This window comes from Pseudoalteromonas sp. Cn5-37 (assembly GCF_021532495.1).
Lineage (GTDB): Bacteria > Pseudomonadota > Gammaproteobacteria > Enterobacterales > Alteromonadaceae > Pseudoalteromonas > Pseudoalteromonas simplex.
In genome coordinates this window covers 1-20,094 of the sequence record NZ_JAKGBA010000022.1, presented here as the reverse complement: position 1 = coordinate 20,094, position 20,094 = coordinate 1, and the positions used below count along the sequence as shown (strand labels likewise).

General features: G+C 36.9%; 14 protein-coding genes and 1 tRNA gene. 1 reads left to right on the top strand and 14 read right to left on the bottom strand.

The window, feature by feature from the left end; translation table 11 throughout:
- Nucleotides 1-1,211: 1,211 nt before the first annotated feature.
- The 12 genes from rfaH to L1266_RS17545 all read right to left on the bottom strand — a co-directional run bounded on the left by rfaH (nucleotide 1,212) and on the right by L1266_RS17545 (nucleotide 14,547).
- A complete protein-coding gene (rfaH, locus tag L1266_RS17600; protein ID WP_235373744.1) occupies nucleotides 1,212-1,697 on the bottom strand; it encodes a transcription/translation regulatory transformer protein RfaH in 486 nt (161 codons plus the stop codon).
- Between the two features lie 261 nt (nucleotides 1,698-1,958).
- On the bottom strand, nucleotides 1,959-2,711 hold the full coding sequence (locus L1266_RS17595) for a glycosyltransferase family 2 protein (RefSeq protein ID WP_235373743.1): 753 nt from the start codon (nucleotides 2,709-2,711) through the stop codon (nucleotides 1,959-1,961).
- A 20-nt stretch (nucleotides 2,712-2,731) separates the two neighbouring features.
- On the bottom strand, nucleotides 2,732-3,718 hold the full coding sequence (locus tag L1266_RS17590; protein WP_235378016.1) for a glycosyltransferase family 2 protein: 987 nt from the start codon (nucleotides 3,716-3,718) through the stop codon (nucleotides 2,732-2,734).
- Between the two features lie 5 nt (nucleotides 3,719-3,723).
- Nucleotides 3,724-4,980, bottom strand: a complete 1,257-nt coding sequence (locus tag L1266_RS17585) for an oligosaccharide flippase family protein (RefSeq protein WP_235378015.1) — start codon at nucleotides 4,978-4,980, stop codon at nucleotides 3,724-3,726.
- A gap of 2 nt (nucleotides 4,981-4,982) precedes the next feature.
- Entirely contained in the window at nucleotides 4,983-5,813 is an 831-nt protein-coding gene (locus tag L1266_RS17580) for a polysaccharide pyruvyl transferase family protein (protein WP_235378014.1), read from the bottom strand.
- Nucleotides 5,814-6,980, bottom strand: coding sequence for a glycosyltransferase (locus tag L1266_RS17575; protein WP_235374327.1), 1,167 nt, complete (start codon nucleotides 6,978-6,980; stop codon nucleotides 5,814-5,816).
- Nucleotides 6,949-7,884 (bottom strand): EpsG family protein, encoded by a 936-nt coding sequence (locus tag L1266_RS17570; protein WP_235374328.1) that lies wholly within the window; start codon nucleotides 7,882-7,884, stop codon nucleotides 6,949-6,951. Before L1266_RS17570 ends, L1266_RS17575 begins: the two co-directional genes overlap by 32 nt.
- Nucleotides 7,885-8,052: 168 nt before the next feature.
- Nucleotides 8,053-9,024: a Wzz/FepE/Etk N-terminal domain-containing protein gene (locus tag L1266_RS17565; protein ID WP_235378013.1), complete on the bottom strand. Its 972-nt coding sequence runs from the start codon at nucleotides 9,022-9,024 to the stop codon at nucleotides 8,053-8,055.
- Between the two features lie 86 nt (nucleotides 9,025-9,110).
- Nucleotides 9,111-10,103: an exopolysaccharide biosynthesis polyprenyl glycosylphosphotransferase gene (locus L1266_RS17560; RefSeq protein WP_235378012.1), complete on the bottom strand. Its 993-nt coding sequence runs from the start codon at nucleotides 10,101-10,103 to the stop codon at nucleotides 9,111-9,113.
- A 19-nt stretch (nucleotides 10,104-10,122) separates the two neighbouring features.
- A complete protein-coding gene (locus L1266_RS17555) occupies nucleotides 10,123-12,795 on the bottom strand; it encodes an SLBB domain-containing protein (RefSeq protein WP_235378037.1) in 2,673 nt (890 codons plus the stop codon).
- 127 nt (nucleotides 12,796-12,922) lie between these two features.
- Entirely contained in the window at nucleotides 12,923-13,702 is a 780-nt protein-coding gene (locus tag L1266_RS17550; protein WP_054552510.1) for a DUF481 domain-containing protein, read from the bottom strand.
- A gap of 26 nt (nucleotides 13,703-13,728) precedes the next feature.
- Entirely contained in the window at nucleotides 13,729-14,547 is an 819-nt protein-coding gene (locus L1266_RS17545; RefSeq protein ID WP_054552509.1) for a mechanosensitive ion channel family protein, read from the bottom strand.
- 279 nt (nucleotides 14,548-14,826) lie between these two features.
- On the opposite strand from L1266_RS17545, the gene L1266_RS17540 reads away from it, so the two are divergent.
- A tRNA-His gene (locus L1266_RS17540) sits at nucleotides 14,827-14,902 on the top strand.
- Between the two features lie 369 nt (nucleotides 14,903-15,271).
- Here the strand turns inward: L1266_RS17540 and nagP are convergent.
- Nucleotides 15,272-16,558 (bottom strand): N-acetylglucosamine MFS transporter NagP, encoded by a 1,287-nt coding sequence (gene nagP / locus L1266_RS17535; RefSeq protein WP_138601626.1) that lies wholly within the window; start codon nucleotides 16,556-16,558, stop codon nucleotides 15,272-15,274.
- Nucleotides 16,559-17,175: 617 nt separating this feature from the next.
- Complete coding sequence (locus tag L1266_RS17530) at nucleotides 17,176-19,824, bottom strand: family 20 glycosylhydrolase (RefSeq protein WP_235378011.1); 2,649 nt, start codon at nucleotides 19,822-19,824, stop codon at nucleotides 17,176-17,178.
- Between the last annotated feature and the right edge of the window lie 270 nt (nucleotides 19,825-20,094).

The window sequence follows — 20,094 nt, the reverse complement described above, 5'->3', positions numbered from 1 at the left end:
TAAATCATTAAAACCTAATTTGCACAAAGAGAAGTGAATAAGAGTAAATGAGAAAACCAAATATTTCTTTGTTTACTCTTCAGCGCAGCGTCTCATAGTCTCTTTGTGAATATCCGTTACTAGTTCTTTTTAGCACAAAGAGAAGGAAACGAGAGTAAATGAGTAAGACAAAACTTCTTTGCTTACTCTTCCGCGCAGCAGCTCATAGTCTCTTTGTGAATATCCTTTACTAGTTCTTTTTAGCACAAAGAGAAGTGAATAAGAGTAAATGAGAAAACCAAAACGTCTTTGTTTACTCTTCAGCGCAGCGTCTCATAGCCTCTTTGTGAATATCCTTTACTAGTTCTTTTTAGCACAAAGAGAAGGAAACGAGAGTAAATGAGTAAGACAGATATTTCTTTGTTTACTCTTCAGCGCAGCGCCTCTTAACCTCTTTGTGCGATTAAATGTCTTTGATGTAGGCGTGAAATTTATTTCGCGCGACATGTTCGCAGCAGTGCCGTGTTTGAGACACGCCAAGCAAGCGTGACGCCTACGCCTTGTCTAGCCCTTCGGCATTCATCATTTTGTAGGCGTGAAATTTAAATCGCGCGAAATGTTCGCAGCAGTGCCGTGTTTGAGACGCGTCAAGCAAGCGTGACGCCTACGCCTTGTCTAGCCCTTCGGGCACGCTTCCGTTCCAGTTCGTCGCAGAGCTCCTCTCGCTCCAACTTGAAAGCAAAACTATTTGCTTGTCTAGCCCTTCGGGCACGCTTCCGTTCCAGTTCGTCGCAGAGCTCCTCTCGCTTCAGCTTGAAAGCAAAACTATTTGCTTATCTAGCCCTTCGGGCACGCTTCCGCCCCTAGGTTGCAGTTCCTACGTACTGATTTTATTGTTATTTTTTCATGTTAAAGCACAAAGCCTACACTGTAGGAGGTGTTTTAACGCCGAACATTTTGAGTATGTTCACGGCTAAAGCCGCTCCTACGTATTACCCGTTCTGTAGGAGGTGTTTTAACGCCGAACATTTTGAGTATGTTCACGGCTAAAGCCGTTCCTACGTATTACCCGTTCTGTAGCAGGTGTTTTAACGCCGAACATTTTGAATATGTTCACGGCTAAAGCCGTTCCTACGTATTACCCGTTCTGTAGGAGGTGGTTTAACACCGAACATTTAAAGCATGTTCACGGCTAAAGCCGATCCTACATAAACATCGCGCTGGAGCACGATTTATAAACTGATTTCTTTATTTTCTACACTTACGCTTATTTGTTTATTCAGCAAATTAATGAGAAGTATGCTGCGCATATCGCCATCTGGCTCTTGGTAAATAGCCTGTACGTTTTTAAATGACTCTGTATTCAAATAAACAACATCCCCCGTTTTTGGTAACGCAGAAGTTATCTCACACATATCATTCATAGATTTGAGTTGCGCAATCAACTGTTCTGAAACAAGCTGAAATTGCTGACCGTATGTAACAAAGCCACTTATGCCTCGAGTATTTTTTACCGCAGAAAAGTTACAGTTTTTCGTACATAACTTTATGAATATATAATTAGGGAAAAGAGGAGACGTACGAATTGATCGGCGACCTTTTACGATTCGCTCAATTTTATGTTCGGGAAAGAATACTTCAAAACCTTGGTTTTGAAGGTTAGTTTGAGCTCTTAGCTCTTGTTTTGATTTACAAAAAAGTAAGTACCAACTTTCCATAGTCACACCTGAAATGCTCATTTTCCCTAAAACCAACCCTAAAGGATTGGTTTTTATGAGCCGGCGATTATACGCAGAGAATTTAAGCGTGTCTATTACAAAATTGTTATTACCCTTTACGAGAACAAACCACTAATTTATAGATTTATAATTTTTTCATTTTTTAGCAATGTCTTTTCAAGCTGAATAAGCTTTTCATTGGCAATGATTGCTTGAGCGGGCCTGATGTCACCCACTAATAACTTGCTTCCTAAAGCAGCTTTATTGACGGTGTTTGCTAAATCCTTTGAGTGCATAAACACTAAAGGTAAACATAGCTCTAAAAAAGTTAAGCTTTGCTACATCTCTATAAAACCGCCATTGATATGAAAGTATCTTAATTTTATTAGCGCTCATTCCAACCCCTACACGGTAATATGCAAGAGGTTCTTTTAGGCAATAAGCTGCGGGTGTTTCTTTGAGAATATCTAACCATAAGCCCATATCTTGCCGCTTACGAATTAATGGCATATATTTTTTGCCTAGTTTTTCTGCATCATACATAGCAGTTAAGCAACCAATTACATTACTGTACATTAATTTGCTATATGTCGTGCTTTTAGGAGGGTGTACAACTGTAGAAACTTTACCGTTAGAAAACTTTTGGTAACTTGTATATGTAAATGCGTAGTTGTTCTTCGTTGCAAAAGCGACTTGTTTTTCTAACTTTTCAGGTAACCACAAATCATCCGCATCTAAGAATGCAATATATTTCCCTTTAGCATTCATAATAGAATTATTTCTAGCTGCTCCTGCTCCTTGGTTTTGTGGCTGAATAAATAACTTAACCCTAGAATCAGAGTCTGCATATTTTTTAGCAATAGCAACTGTATCATCTGTCGAACAATCATCTGTTATTAATAACTCCCAATTATTGTAAGTTTGAGCTATTACTGAATTAATGCTCTCAGCTAAATAGCTTTCTGCATTGTAGGTCGGCATGATCACCGAGACTAACGCCTTTTCTTCTACCATAAAACTTCATTAGCCTTTTACTATTTTGTCATTTTACTTTTTATATACAACAATATCGGAGTTAGCCTTAACTTTTCACATATTAAAAAAATCATTAACTCTCTTGGCAGTAGCCCTATACTCTGTGATAGTTCAAAAGACTCTACTGGAAAACAATTACTTATCCTACTTTTCAACAGCTTATACCTTTTTATTTCACAGCCATAAACACAGGATATAAAGTTTAGCTTTGCGAATGATAAATAATTAAAAAGGTTAAAAACCTGCTTTCTTGAATGTTGAATGTTTAGACTAATCAATTCGTTTTTAAAGTTAAGGATAGATTCTTCTGTCATATTTTTTTGTAATTTTTTTGAAGAGTTTGATGCAGATGACATACTATTGTTTCTTATTCTATAAAAATAAACTGCATTAGCAACCAGCCCTGAGCGAATGCTATTTATAAAGTGAAAGTTAGTTAAGAATAGCTCACCCTTTTCATACTGATAGCTATTTTCAACTAAAAGTTCTCGCTTATACAATCTGCACCAAGTGGCGTAAGGTAAAGTGAGTAATGATGTCATATTTTTATCTGAAAAAATAATATCTTTTGAATAGTTTTTAGCCTTTGAGTTATTTATAGGGTTTCCGTCATCATCTACCAAGGATACATTAGAAACTGCTATATCGAGCTTATTTTCATCAGCAAAATTACACATATCAGCTAAAAAGCATGAAGATATGTAGTCATCAGAGTCTAAATTAATGACATACTCACCCCTTGCCTTATCAAAAGCATCCTGACGAGCTTTATAAAGTCCTTCATTTTCTTTTTTATTTATGTAGATAAATCTATCGTCTTTCTTGAGATACTTTTTAATTATCTCGTGTGATTTATCGGGAGAAGCATCATTAACTACTATAAACTCAGCTTCTAACAAGCTTTGCTCTGTTAAACTTTGCAGAAAAGTATCTAAATATTTTTCCACACCATATACAGGAATGAGTACACTAACCTTAACTTTCATAAAACCTATAACAATTTCATTGTATTTAACTTTAACTTGGTTAAAACGTAAAAATAAGAAGAAAGATTAACCAAAGCAATATTTGTGGTCATCATGATTGATGCACCGAAGGGGCCGTATTCAGGAACCAACATAAAACCCATAGCCAACGACACTAAAAGACTGACTATTAGTATATTCTTTTGGACTTTTTCATGACCAGTCATTGAAAGTAATAAGCCAACGTTTCCGGTTAAGACGTTAACTACTTGCCCTATAGCAAGCATGATTAATACCTTCGAATATTCGGCGTAAGCCTGATCTATTAGAATTAACAATTCTTTACTAAAGACTATTATCAGTAGAATGGCGGGTAGACAAAACAGCCACATAAAACGTGCAGATTTAGTTATAATCAACTGTAAGTCAGCAATATCTGCTTTTTCATATTTAGAAGCGATTTGTGGAGCTAAAACTCTATTAACAGCAATTATTATAAAAGATATTAATGTAGTAAGTTTCATAGCAATAGCCATGACTGATATATCGGTGCCTACCCACAATAGCCCTAAAAGAAGAATAGCTGAATGATTATTAAACTGAATGACACATTGACTAACAAACATTGATTTACATGTAGATTTAAATCCGCTTAAATTGTGTTTTTTATCTTTGTTATTCAAATCTATTTTTAAAAAGTAGATTGAAAAGATAGAGGATAAAAAATATCCAAAAGCCAAGGCAAGTACTACACCTAAATAATCTAGCTCAAATAAAAAGATAGCTGAAAGTACACACGCACTCTGTAAGACTCCAGATGCAACCATGGCATAAACAACTCTTCCTATACCTTGCAATGCTGCTGAGAGTACTAGGTTAACTGAAGCTAAAGGTAAAATTATAAAAACGGTTAAAACAAACAGCTTTTCTGATGATAACAATTCAATATTGTTAACAAAATATATAACAGCAGCAGCTAGTATTGATGCCGAAAAAGCGAACATGCATGTTTTTCTTATTACTAGCCTAACAAGTTTTCCTACTCCTCTATTTATAGCTGAAAACTTTAAAATCGCATCAGGCGAACCAAAAGTTGTTATAGCAGTGCAAACTGATACTAAAGCTATTAGAAAAAAATAAGAGCTAGACTCTTCTCCTCCCAGCTTTTTTACAAGTAAGACTGTAGTTGTAAATCCTAGAATAGAAGAGATTATCTTTATTAAGAACACGCCTAGTGTTTGTTTGAAAAAGGAATCGTGGAAGATCCGTTTGATTAAATGCATGTTTAAACGTTTCTCGGAAAAAGATTCAATATATGAGCTATCTTTTCATCTGAAACAGCATTAAAGTAAAACTCTTTATCAAAACTTTCAATATCAGAGTCCTCTGTTATTGTATGAGCTTCTCGCACTTTTCCGGATATCCCAAGCGCATAATCATCAAATTTATACTTTCCACCTAATAGCTTATCGGAAAAAACTACATGTAAGTTGGGAATCGAATATGAATCTGAAGCGATTAACCCGTGCAAAGATGAAGAAATAATTCTTTCACACGAAAGTAACTGATCAATAAATGGTTCAATATCTTGCTGAATGTCTATTAGCAATACATCTTCACGTTTAGTTAGCTTTAAGACAGCTGGGTGCATCTTGTCCACATGATGCGGTATTAAGCCATAACGATATTTTTTCTTTATATCTGGAAAATAAAAGTTTCTAATGCAGATACCTGGATCTCCAAACTCTAAACCAGACCAATTTAGTTTTTTGGCCGTCTTGGGACCTCTTAGAAGCTTAATATCGAGATTTTTTTGGGTACTACTTTTCTCAGAAATAAATCCACTACCCCATACGACACTGTTATTTTTAGCACGATGTAAGATAGAGCCAATTCCTAGGATATGCTTTTTCTTAGAATAAGGATATATAACAACCTTTTTTCCCGAAACTTTCTCAATTAGATACTCATTAAGATCGTCCCCCCAGTTAGGAACCCCTTTAAAATAGTTAACCAAAATACAGTTATCTTTACCATAAAGGCTAATATTTTTATGATAATTCACAATAGTAGTTAACTTTGTTTTAGCTATCTTAAATAATGATGATATTTTCATTTAAACAATTTCACTATACAACTTCTTTAACTTTTTAAATTCAATATCCCAATTATTTTGAGATACATATTGTAGACCAGTTTCCCCCATAGTTTTACGTAAATTTGGTTTACCTATAAGTTCTATTACTTTATCAGCAAATAAACCGGGGCAATTAGGTGTAATAAAACTACCAGCCTCAAAACCTAATAATTTTTCTTTCCAATGATTAAAGTCACTCGCAATAAAAGGTTTACCAAAAGTCATATACTCATATAACTTATTTGGATCAGTAAATGCATGATCTCCGACGTCATGTATATAGATAACTCCTAAATCTGACATTGAGACATATGAAAAAGCTAACTCTTGGTCTAAACAACCTAAATAATCTACGTAGTTCCACCCTTGTAAAGCTTTCAGTTCTTGCAGGTAATCATTACCTATTTCACCTAATAACCATAATCTTACAGGGCTTTTATTGTTAATAAGTTCAAGTGCATTAACTATATCGCTAATTCCTCTCGAGCTATTAATACTACCAAGGTAAACAAGCCTAAAAACACTATTATCGTACTTTAAGCTATGCTTTATTTTGTCGACTTCCTTAAGCAAACTCTCGTTAAAGCGTGGCTGGTTACCAATTAAAATAGCTTTATTACCTAACCTTCTCACAACTGCACTTTGGGTGCCTATAGCTCCATTCGAAACCTTAGCTGTTATAGCTTCTAGGATAGAAACAATATGACAAGATATTTTTTTTAAATTATTCGGGATCCAATCTCTAAAGAGCAATCTCTGAGAAAAGTCCTCATGTGTGTCATAAATAACCTTCTTTCCAAATAGTCGCAACAAAAAAGCAATAGGGATAGTATTTGGGTTATGTAAATGATAGATGTCACTTCTACAACTTAATGCCTGAAAAAAAACTTTATAGATAAGTAATATCCTAGAAACTTTCCCTTTATCTGATAACTTAGATCTAATTAATTTTATATTGTTGACTGTTAAACCATCCTGTTCCTTCGGCATTCTAGCGACCAAACAAACTTCGTATCCACTATTTTCTAAAGATACAGCTTGTTTTTTAAAAACCCTCACGTCATTCCAAATGTGAATTGGTGCAACTATACATACTTTTTTTGAGCTCATGGGATTAGAAACCAGATAAAATTGATTGATAATCATATTCAGAAGTTGCTAGAACGGTAACTTTCAAAATATATGGTATTAAGATATAAGCAAAAATAATTACCACTGAATAAACTTTTTTTCTTTCTATATATCTATCAATTAAATAGTACATTGGAAAAATATAAAAAATCATAAAGTACTGAGCAACTCTTCCGAAAAACCCGAAATATAGGTTAACAACAAAAAGCCAATATGTTGCAGCCGCAATCATAAAAAATGACATGAGCATATCATGATTTTTATTATATAAACCTTTATTAACATCCTGATAGTAGCAATGCATAGAAAGCAATATTAGAGGTGCATAGTATAACTTTGTTATTAAAGAAAAAAGATTTGCACTAGCTGATAGTTTACTCTCAAAGTAACCTAAATATGATCCAAACAATAATTCAACTAATAAGGGTAATAGCTTTGGTAGTATTAAGGCATACACAACACCTGTTAAGAAAAAGATAGTTACCACTCTAACTGGTGTGGGTTTAATAAATAGAAAAGCTAAAAATGGATAAACAATAATAAATGATGCATGGCAAAGAGATGCAAATATCACTAAAACTGCTGAAATCCAGTACTTTCTATTGTATAGAAGTATAAAAAGGCAAGGCATTACCGATATTGCCATATACTGCCTTAAGCCGTTCAATTGATTTTGATAAATACCAGTAACTGTGAAGTAAAGGAATACAAGTATCCAGACTTTATAATTTTCCTTTTTAAGCAGAAAAATAAAAAAAACCCAAAAAAAGGTATAGACTATTGATACTAGCAAAAATATGGATTGCTCACCCATCCCTAAAGTTGTAACTATTTTTAATATAACATAAAAAACATACTCTTTTTTACTATAATAATATTCAATGTTATACCCATACTTATACATATCTACATAAGACATGTAATCAGTTCCCACATCGAGTTGAAATGCAGGCACTTGATAGAAGAAAAGCGCAACAGGCAATATGACCAACAAGTAAGCTAGTTTATGAAACTTCCTTTCTAGTAGAAACAGATAGACAACAGAAACAAAAGTAGTAAATAAGTACATTACTAACTTAGCCTTGAGTTACGAATAATATTTCTTGTCATTCTTAATTACAAAGCTAATAAAAACGATCATAAGCCCTATCGTTAACCCCAAGATTAGTCCTGCAATTGCTAAAAGAGCTCTACTTGGTTTAACCTTTTTTTCAGGAACAACTGGAGGATCTATTACCTTAAAAACATAATCTTTTTGGACTTCAGCTAACATTAAACTTCTTGTTTGCTCTTTGATTAATTCATAAAAAGTGTTTCGCATCTCGACTACACGAGTTTTATCTAACTGAGAGTTCAAATAATTAAGATTTTCCTTTGATTCTTGTTTTGCTCTTTCTCTCATTACCTCATTTATTTCGTAGTTCAACAACTCTACCCATTCTTTAGCTATATATGGAGAGTAATGTTCAACGGAAATCGTATATGAACCATTTTCTTTATCTAGTGATATATAAAAGTACTTTTCCATGAACACTTCATATGCTTCTTGGAGTGAAGGCTTTGCACCTACCAACCCTGAAGGTTCTCTAAGCCATTTATCTTCGTTCACATTGTATATTTCTGAGTCGTATAGAAGTTCATTCGTTTCTAAACTCCAGCCTTCCGCGGCCATAATGGGAACTAGCAGATCATACTTTTTAATAAAATATGATACAAACTCTCTAGATTTTAAAATTTGTACGGCTAATGAAGCTTGATCTTGTTCGCTGCCACCTAGCTCTACACCAGCTAGAGCTGCAAGCCCCCCCAACTGACTAGACATATTACCTAGAGCAGATCCTGAGTTTGATTGGGATGGCGTAAGCAAAGAAGTAGATTTATATATATTTGGCTGTAATACTGCGTACACAACAGCTAACAATAAAAATGCAATAGCACATATAGTTATTACCCACTTTCCTTGCCAAATAGCCTCAAGAAGGTCTAAAAATGTTACAGGGAGCTCTTTTACCTGCTCATTCTTAGATTTAGATACATGTTTCTGTAATTGTATTGTCATTTTATTAACTATAAATCATCTTTTAATTTCAATTTTTAAGCTATTGATTTTATTAACTTAAATTATATTCTTCACCTAAATGGTAACTATCTACCCTGACCAAAGATCACCACTTTTATAGTTTTAAGCAGTATTTTCATATCAACTATGGTGCTATGGTGTTTAATGTAATGAATATCGTATTTATGTTTCCAAATTGCATCTTCTACTGAGGCACCATATGGATAGCTAATTTGTGCTAAACCAGTTACTCCTGGTTTAACAGCATGCCTAAAACGATAATAGGGGATAACCTTTTCAAGTTCTTCTATAAAAACTTCACGTTCAGGCCTTGGCCCGACAATAGACATTTCACCTCTAATAACATTAATAAGTTGGGGGATTTCGTCTATTCTAGTTTTGCGAATAAATTGTCCCACTTTTGTTATTCTTTCATCGTTTTTTTCCGCCCATTTTGCACCATTAACCTCAGCATCTATACGCATTGATCTAAACTTTATAACGTTAAATTCTTCATTATATTGGCCAACTCGCTTTTGCTTAAAGATAGCAGGGCCTGGACTATCAAACTTAATGAATAGATATGTAATTAATGCAATAGGTGAAAATAATATGAGCAGTATCGATGCTAATATTAGATCTATAATGCGCTTAGCAACTTGAGTTCTTTTTGTGTTTAGTATAGAAAATGCTTTTTGATGCAAAAAGTAGCTACTTTGCAACAAAGTGACCTCTGTATAACCCATCCTTTTATCTAAATAGCTTACAAGTGGCTCTACCCAAGCACCGAGCTCAGTTGCTGCAACTAGAAAGTTTCTCTTTTCATCTGATAGTGAAGAATTATCAAAGTGAGTAATAATTTTTTTATCTAAGTTCTTTAACGAATAGTCATTAAAAATGAAATTAACATCGTAATTTATAAGAGATCTTTTAAGTAACTCCAGTTTATCTTCAGGGCAAAAAACATACACATCTATTGAGTTATATGCATATTTGGGAGCTCTTACCGAACGGCCTTTTTTTAACTGAGAGCTAAGTAATGGAGTATCAAGTTTATGAGCTAGATTAAATTCAGGCATTTTAAAATTTTCCAAAAATCTAAATACTACTAATTGCAGCTAACGCTACACCTAACTGATAAACAATCTGTGTTGCTGTGCTCCACAGTGTTAAGTTATCCATATAGTCAGAGTTCATAGGTACAACAATCGTATCGCCAGCTTCTAATAACTTAGAATCATTCACAGCGAACCAAGTACCTGTATTCGGTATGGCTACAGAACCATTTGCCTTAATGATGTAAATTCTGTCTTCGTCCGCACGCTCTTTTAGACCACCACTTAGGTCAATATATTGATCGACACTCACTCCAGGCTTATATAAATGTGACGTGGTGTAATTTACTTCACCAATTACACTGATTGAGTCTCGTAGACTCGGAACATAAAGCGTATCACCGTTTTGTAGCACTAGATTTTGTTTATTCTCCGCAATGAGAGGTAAGTCAATGACTAAACGACCTACGGCTTCAACATTTGCCAAATCAAGTAATAGCTTATTCATTTCATCATAAGAAAGTCGCGTGCTACTAACTGATTTTTCGAAGCTTTTCGTTGCTATATCTCTTCGTAAATCCTCTGCTAGCTTAGCTAATTGCTTTTGCTCTTGTTGACGAATTGACTCACGTGTAAAAATGGCAGCATTTGGCTCTGCAAACTCAGAGAAGCCACCTGCTCGTTCTAATAAGTTAGTTAATGTTTCTCCACGACGAATGGTATAGATACCTGGGAATTTAACTTCACCTTTGAGCTCAACTTTTACATTTTCTTGCCAGTTAGGTATTGCGAAAATATTAATGCTATCTTTACTTTTCAGTACTTTATTGGCAGCGACTTTCCCTTGCATTGCATCATTTAAGTTAAATTTAATATGTTCAATTTCAGAATTAGCAGTTGATACCACTCGAGTTATCTCTGCTTGCTCTAAATATGATGATTCAAGTAACCCACCTGAAGCAGCTATTAATTCATTTACTTCACTTCCAACTGTTAACGGGTAAACTCCTGGATATGTTACGTGACCATTTATTTCAACAAGCTGAATAGCTGATTTTACAGATGCTTGTTGTTTTAGCTTTGCTATAACTGGTTTTAATAAGTTATTTCGACTAAATAATGCATAATCTTCAGGTTGAAGGCCTTCTTTTTTCTCTATTGCTTTCTTTTTAGAGATTTCAGCAACTGATTTTTCTTCTGTTTCATCAACTTGTTTAACTTTTGTCGATTTTAAACCAACAAACTTTTCAAATTTTGATTGCTGAAATGAGTGCCACTGCTTTACTTTTGTTTGCTGAATTTGTTGCTCTTCGCTCAGCGCCATGTTCTTTAATGCAATGTCTTCATCAAATCTACTTTCGTAGCGGCTAAATACCATGAGTTTATCATTAGCTTTTAAGGCTAAGTTATGCTCTGGCACTTTAACAATTGCTTGTGCAATATCAAACTGATGCACCTCAATATCACCCGAAATATTAACTTCTCGTATCAATAAACCATAAGCTAGATCAGCTTGAGGAAGTAAATCACCACGTACCGAAGTTAATACATCAGCAATTCGTTTACCCTGATGCCATTGATAATGCCCAGGGCGTGCAACAGCACCAATCAAGCTGATGCTATTTTGATATTGTAAGCTTATGGGATTAAATCGAACTCGGTCACCGTCACGAGGGGTATAGTCTATTTCATTTCCACTAAAATCAACCGACAACACTTCCTTCATATTATTGTTATTGAAGCGTTCAACAATTGCTTTTTTCGCATAAGCTTGCGGTTTTAAACCTCCCGCCATTTTTAATAACTGTGCTGCTGTTTCGCCTTTTTTCAGCTCAAAAATAGCAGGTCGTTTAACTAACCCTTCAACAGCGACTTGCGCACCAACTGGTGGAATAAAAACAACATCGCCTGGCTTAAGAATGATATCGTTACTACTATCACCATTGATCAATAAATCATATAAATCAAAATTAGCAACAACTTTGCCAGCACGCTTAACTTGAATATTACGTAATGAAGCAATATCAGACACTCCACCACTAACAAATAGTGCATGCGATACAGTTGTAAGTGATGAAACACTGTAACTACCAGGCATATAAGCTTCACCTAATACCATTACTCGAATACTACGTAGTTGACCTATTGCAACAAATGCTTTAACACCAATAATTTCTTGTTCAACTTTAGCTTTGATAAGCTCTTTTACTTCAGCAAAAGTAAGCCCAGCAACCTGTACAGGTGATAAATTAGGGATACTTATACGCCCTTCTCTATCAACAACTACGTTATAGTTTTGAGTTTCTTTTCCATAGAAGTTAACATCAAGAGTGTCTCCCCGGCCTACAAGATAAGTATCTGGTACAGCGGCATTCTCACTTGGCATAAATGAAGTTGGTTCGCCTGCAAATAAGTCATAACCAAAAGGCATAACTTTATTCAATTCAGGATTGAATTTTTGCTCATCTGTAAGAGGTTCCGCTTCAATACTTTTTCGAGGTTTGACTGTAGCAACAGGCTCTTCAGCAATGTCATTACCTAAAGCCCCTTGATTTCCAATACTAGATAAATCGACTCCATATTGTCTTGCTAACGCTTCCTGTTGCGCTTTTGGTAATTTTTTGAATTGCTCTATTTGAGCTGCAGTAGGAGTAAATGCCAATACCGATGAAGTGGTAAGAAATAAAAAAGTAAGGAATAGTCTTTTAAAAAACATCACAAGTAGGGATATCCATAGTTCTACAGTCAAAAAAGATTGTGTATTCTACCTGAAATGAAAAGAAATAAAAAAGGGACTTTCGTCCCTTTTTGTCATTAAAATGTCAACAAAACGGTTTATATAGTTAAAAACTGTAAACCAGTGTTAATGAAGTTTCTGTATCTGTGTTTTCTTTATCATCCGCAACGTCTGAGTTGTGAGTGATGTTGTAAGCTACTTTCATTTGTAGTGAGCCGTTGATTTTGGCAAGAATTGCAGACTCTGAACGTGTTTTAGTATTGGTATCACCATATTCAACTGATACTAACTGAGTAAAACGTGCGCTGTCTGAAATCTGCCAGTTATAATCAACTTTACCTAACGCGATAACTTCACCTTCGCGCTCGCCGGCAAGTGAGTTACCGTTTTCATCAACTTCAGTGCTGTCATCAGGGTATTGGAAATACTTATAACCTGGACCGATTTCAGCGTTTAACCACATATCAGAACGGTCGATTACGCGTAAACCATAACCTGCTGAGATTACTGATTCGTTGCGATATGCACCAAAGTAATCAGATACGTGCGAGCCGTAGATGAATAAGTGTGAGTGCTTTTCGTTTAACTTGTAGTTACCTTGTGCAGAGATTGAGTACTTTTCGTTAGTACGTTGTGTTTCTTTAACACCGTCGTCGTTTTCGATCTCATCTTCTTTATAAAGACCGTCTAACTTGTACTCGTTATTCCAGTTTTCTAGGTTATGTAAAACCTTAACACCACCTTTTAGTGTTGTTGTTTCAGTGTTACCACTTGTAATAATGGCACCTAGTTCACTGGTTACATCCCAAGTTTTGGTTTCATCTGCTGCGAATGCGCTAGTTGCAGCACTTGCTGCAACTAGAATTGATAAAGCTTTTAATTTCATTAAAAAATAACCTTTACTACTTGTGATTAATCTTCTTTATGCAAATGAACATCCATTTGCGGGAATGGGATCGTGATATTTGCGTCATCTAATGCGATCTTAATGTTTTCCATTAGATCGAAATACGTTGGCCAATAATCTGATGAATTAACCCACGGGCGAACTACAAAGTTCACACTTGAATCTGCAAGCTCAGATACAGCGACTGTGTATGCTGGATCTTTTAATAAACGAGTTTCTTTATCTAATACTGATTTAAGAACTGCTTTTGCTTCTTTAAGGTCTGCATCGTAACCCACACCAATTACTAAATCGATACGACGAGTTGATTCACGAGAGAAGTTTGTAATTGGGCTGCCCATGATTGATGAGTTAGGCATGATAATTACTTTATTATCTGGTGTACGTAATTCTGTAGAGAAAATTTCGATTTTCTTAACAGTACCCGCTTTACCACCGGCTTCTACATAGTCACCTGATTTGAAAGGGCGAAGTAGGATGATTAAAACACCTGATGCAAAGTTGGACAGTGAACCTTGAAGTGCTAGACCTACAGCTAAACCAGCCGCACCTAAAATAGCAATGAATGATGTTGTCTCAATACCAAGTTGAGATAGTGCCATTAAGATAGTTGCTGCAAAAACAATAGCATATACAATGCTTGCTACAAATGAACCTACGGCTTTGTCTACTTTCTTTTTATCAAATGCTTTTTCAGTCATCCCTTCGCAAAATTTTGCGATACGACCACCGATGAAGAAAATGATTAGCGCAAGAACAGCCTGAACGGCGTAATGTATGATTAAACCTGAATTCTCATTGATCCAGTTCATTATTGTATCCATATTCTCTCCTGAAGTTCATTTTTAGCATAACGCTGTTCAAATTATATATGATCTTTGGTTAAAAAATCATTAAATTACAGTCAAACTAAAAAATGAGTAATTGCTCAATTGCAAAAGTCGCAAGTCTAAATACCGAAACTGAACACTAACTGACTAAACCTGCTTTTCTGAATTTTCTGAAGCAAGTAAGTTTTTTTTACTTTTTTTAATTTAGGGGGTTCACAAGCCTAAGTTAATTATGTAATATGCGCGCCACACCAAACGAGGTGTATCTCAGTGGCGGCTGTAGCTCAGTTGGTAGAGCCCCGGATTGTGATTCCGGTTGTCGTGGGTTCAAGCCCCATCAGTCGCCCCACTTCTCCCCCTTAGTAAATCCCTATATTTTCCTAAATATTTTTTATTTTGAATTTCAAGATTTATCTTTAAAACCTGTTTTCAGATCTAAAAGCCGTCAGCTTTGGCTGTTCGGGTTTGTTTGTGGTTCAATATTTCTTTTGCACAAAGAGAAGTGAATGAGGAAACCACAATATTACTTTCTCTTAAGCGAAGCGCTCTCTTATCCTCTTTGTGAATATAAGTGGTTTACTCTGTGTAACGAGAACCTTAAATTTCAAACAAAAAATGCCACCTTTCGGTGGCATTACACACGGGATTATTTCTATTTACTAGAAATGCTTTTCAAAGTTCAAGGCGGTGCATTTTACGCCCAACCTCAAACTCATAATTACTTCCAACTTTTCATCTTGTGGCCTTTAACAGCATAGAAAAGTATGAATAAATAACAAGGCAACATCACAATATAAGCCATTTGTTGTGCTTCTGCGCTTTTTACGCCGCCACTTGCTAGGCCCCAAAATAATGGGCCGAATGCGCCACCAGCTATACCCATAACGAGCAGACCAGAGCCTACACTAGTTAGCTTACCTAAACCAGATAATGCTAACGGCCAAACTGCAGGCCAAACAATCGCATTAGCAAAGCCTAGCACAGCAATGAGCAATAAGGTATCAGGCAGTACCGATTTTAGGCCAAACAATGTTGATATAAATACAGTTTCATTACTACCTGTAACTATCGCTAGCGTTAACACACAGCCCAATACCGCTGAAATAGTTAGTGCTGTTTGCTGCGATAACACTCGTGGGATAAGTAAAATCCCTAAAAAGTAACCTAGTACCATACACCCCATGGTGTACGATGTCATAACACTGTATTTTTCAATACCTAACGACAACGCAAAGCTACCAATGGTATCGCCGGCAATTACTTCAACAGCTACATAGACAAAAAGTGCCACTATCCCTAAGGCAAGACTCGGATGGCTTAATGCTTCTTTTACCTGCCCCGGTTTCTGTTCATCAACGTCGTCATCAATTAACTCTGGCAATGGCATTTTAGTTACCGCAAAGCCGAGTATACCAATAAAAATAGACATCCCTAAATACGGTAAGATTAAGCCATTAGCCATGGCATCAATATCAGTTTGGCTAAGCTCTTTACCTACAAAGCCTTTAAAGTCGCTGAGTATCAGTGCGGTAAATACAATCGGTGCAACAACACCCGCACCTTTATTTAATATACCCATAATACTAACGCGAGCCGCGGCTGATTCTTCTGGGCCAATTCTTACTACGTATGGGTTAACCGCTGTTTGTAATAACGTTTGCCCAGCCCCCATAACAAGCTGCGCAAATAAAAACAGTGCAAACACTTGTGTTTTTGCGGCAGGAATAAATAGCAAACCTGCCACCATCATGGTCGCCATACCCAGCGCCATACCGTTTTTATAACCTACCTTTCTGATGATCATCGCCGAAGGTAAAGCCGTAAAAGTCACCGCGATATAAAACGAGAAAATAATCAGCGATGCCTGAAAAGGTGATAGCTGCAAAATTTGCTGTAAAAATGGCATCAGTGAGCCATTTAACCACGTAGCAAAACCCAGTATAAAAAACAGCGTGGCAACAATCGCCATCGGCACTACACTGCTTTGTTTATTTATTTCAGACATAACATTTCCCATAACAGCACATCTCGACTCTACAGCGCTGTTCATTCAGATGATTATATAAAAGAGATATTAAATATTTATAACACTATCGCAACAAAAATGACAGCGCTGACATATTTATTTTAGATACCGTAGGTGTGAAATTTATTTCGCGCGAAAATGTACTCACAAAGAGAAGTGAATGAGAAGAGAATGAGGAAACCAAAACATTATTTTCTCTTAAGCGAAGCGCTCTCTTATCCTCTTTGTGCGATTAGATGTCTTCGATGTAGGCGTGAAATTTATTTCGCGCGAAAATATATTCACAAAGAGAAGTTAATGAGAAGAAAATGAGGAAGTAATAATAATGCTTTTTTGTTTTCTTCTAAGCGAAGTGCCCTCTTACCCTCATTGTGATAATTTGGTTTCTCTGTGTAGCGCGCAGCGCCTCTGTGTTCTCTGTGGTTCAATATGTCTTTGCACAAAGAGGAGTAAATGAGAAGAGAATGAGGGAACCTCAATATTACTTCTCTTAAGCGAAGCGCCCTCTTATCCTCTTTGTGAATAGAAGTAGTTTTAATGCAAAACATGACGCCTACATTCTTCTATAGGCGTCACATTTATTTATCGCAAAAACATTACTCACCCACAACGGTCACGCGGCTGGTTTGCTGTGCGTTTAAGCGGGTGCGTAGCGCAACTTTTGTATTGTTATCAACCTTCACAGGCTCGGCATAAGTTTGCCAGCTTTGGCCGTTGTCTAGACTGTATTCAATGCTCAAATAAGCAAATGCGCTGTTGGCATACAACTTACCATTTTCAATCACACCGCCAGGTACTGGTAAATGCAGATTGATGCCATCTTTAGCTAGTTTCTCAAGCTCTTTTAAACCGACTGCACTTGAGAACTCAGCCCAGTCTTTTGCTTGTTTTTTAATATCGACACTTTCGCCTTCCCAATCGGCTTTATGCCAAGCACGCTCTGCCACTGACAGAATACGCGGGAAGATCATTGCTAATACTTGCTCTTCAGTACGGATTGTTTCTGACCATACCTGACCTTGCATACCCAGAATGTTCTCTGGCTTTTCAAGTTTAGGTAATGGGCGGCCCACCAACGCTTCTAAATTAACGATTGGCTCACGAGTGCGGGTGTAATCGGCATTGGCATACACGTCATCTGGCATGTAATTAAAGGCTTTTTTAGTATCTGTGTAACGAGTGGCCCAGTAATAACCACGCTCTTCAGGGCTTGCTTCGTATGGGTGATCAAAATACAAATGCGTACCGTGTGATAACACCACTTGGTAACCGGCATTTGCTAGGCGGTATGCTCTATCGGCAACGCCCCATTCCCAAATGTTATCCCAAGTATTTACGGTAAAGGTTTTATTAGGGAACTCATCACGTTTAAACGAGTTTTCGCGGTCATACATGATGCCATCTTCCCAAATCCCCGGAGAAATACCGCGTTTTTCAAGTAAGGTAGCAACACGTTGTGTGAAATAAGGTTTTAAATCAGCGGGGCCAGCTACACCGTTATTTGGATCGGCAAATAGCGCCTGACAGATTGGCGAGCCTATCCACGAACCAGCACCAACTTCATCACCACCAATATGCAAGTTCTTTAACTGCACACCTGCTTCGCGGTACATCTGCTGAAGTTCATAAGTTACTTTATCTAAAAATGCGTAGGTAGAGTCCATACACACATTCATTGAGTTATCTTTGTAGTTTTGTACCGTCATGTACACAGAGGTATCTTTAGGATCGGTAAGCAAGTATTGCGTTGCTGGTCCCATATCTATGTGTTGAATTTCTTTGTTTGCAGAGCGCGTTTTAATGTTGTTTTTAGCGGCTTTCTCAGCTTCTTCTAACATGTTGTGATAACGCGCTTCCATCGCTTTGATTGAGGCACGCGCATGGCCTGGCCCTTCAACTTCAGGGATGATTTGAATGTGGCGGTCTTTCGCAAACTTTAATAGCTCAACAAACTCGTCACGTTTCAAATAACCGTTGCCAGAGCCTGATTTAAATGGCCCTGTGCCAAGCTGAGTTAATAAGCACTCGCGCTCTTCTAAATCAAAGCAGCGATAGCCGCCAACGTCGGTAAGCTCTGGTAGACCTGGGATCTCAAGTCGCCAACCTTCATCTTCTGAAAAGTGCCAGTGTAGCTTATTCATTTTATAGCGAGCCATTTGCTCAACCAGCTTGAACATTGCTTCTTTGCCATGATAGTTACGACCATTATCGTAATGCATACCACGCCAACCATAACGCGGTGAGTCTTCAAGTTCTAACTGCGGTAAGCTGGCACTGCCTTGGCTATTTGCAGGAATGAGGTTTAATAAGCTTTGCATCGCATAAAACACACCGGCGTTATCGCTACCTACAATGGTGATCACTTCATCATCAATCTCTAGAGTGTAGCTTTCAGCTTTTGCATTATTGAGTTTAGGGTCAACTTTTAAGCGTATTACTTTGTCTTTACCGACATTGATATGATCAGGCTGTGCTTTAAGGCTAATGCCATAGTCATCTTGTAAGTCTTGCATAAACACCATAACTTCGTGCTTAAGCTGGCCTTGATAACTGATTTGCCAATTATTGTTTAGCGTCGCACTGCCAAGGTTAAAATCGACTTTACGAGGCTTAGGAATAATACGCTTTAAAGCATCCTCTTTACTGATCGACACCTTATCTGTGCTATTACGCTCGAAGCGTACTTTTGCCGTTGCTAAAACCGATAAATCTTTTGGCTCATTGTAACGGCGTAACTGATTCTCACGGGTAAATGGCGTCACAAACTGTTTAAAGTCTTCTGTGTCGGTATTAGCAAATACGGCTGGTTTATTCTTACCCGAAACAAAAAATGCCCGTGGCATAAAGTCACTATAAGCAACAATCCATACTTGCGCATCGAACGGCAGCTCTAAACTTTTATCTGCTGCTAAACCTTTAAAAGAGCTCGTTGGTACGATGCGGTGCAAGTCACCATTAACGTGTTCAATGTTTAGGCCCGCAACATGTTCGGTTGAGATTTTACGAACTGAGTGAATATAAAGCTGCCAGTCGCTCTCGCCCGCAGGTAACGCCACATCAGAGCCATTATTAAGAGTAATTTTTCCTAAAAAGCCCGCATCTTTATTACGAAAGTTATCTTCTACCGAAAACAACAGTTCGGTACCTTTCGCAAACTGATCAACTTGTGATTGAGTTAATGCTGCACTAGCCATTAAAGGCGCAGTCGCTAGCATTACCGCGAATAGTGACTTTTTAAAACCCATTACTTTCTCCTCGTTTAAGCCCTGAGTGTACGGTATTTCTGCGTACTATTTTTCATTTTTGTTAATAATTCGTTCCTATCATATAAAAACTAAAATGACAGCGCTATCATTTTGTGAAAAATATAGGTGAGGAGTTAGCTATCAGCTATCAGCTATCAGCTATCAGCTATCAGCTATCAGCTATCAGCTATCAGCTATCAGCTATCAGCTATCAGCTATCAGCTATCAGCTATCAGCTATCAGCTATCAGCTATCAGCTATCAGCTATCA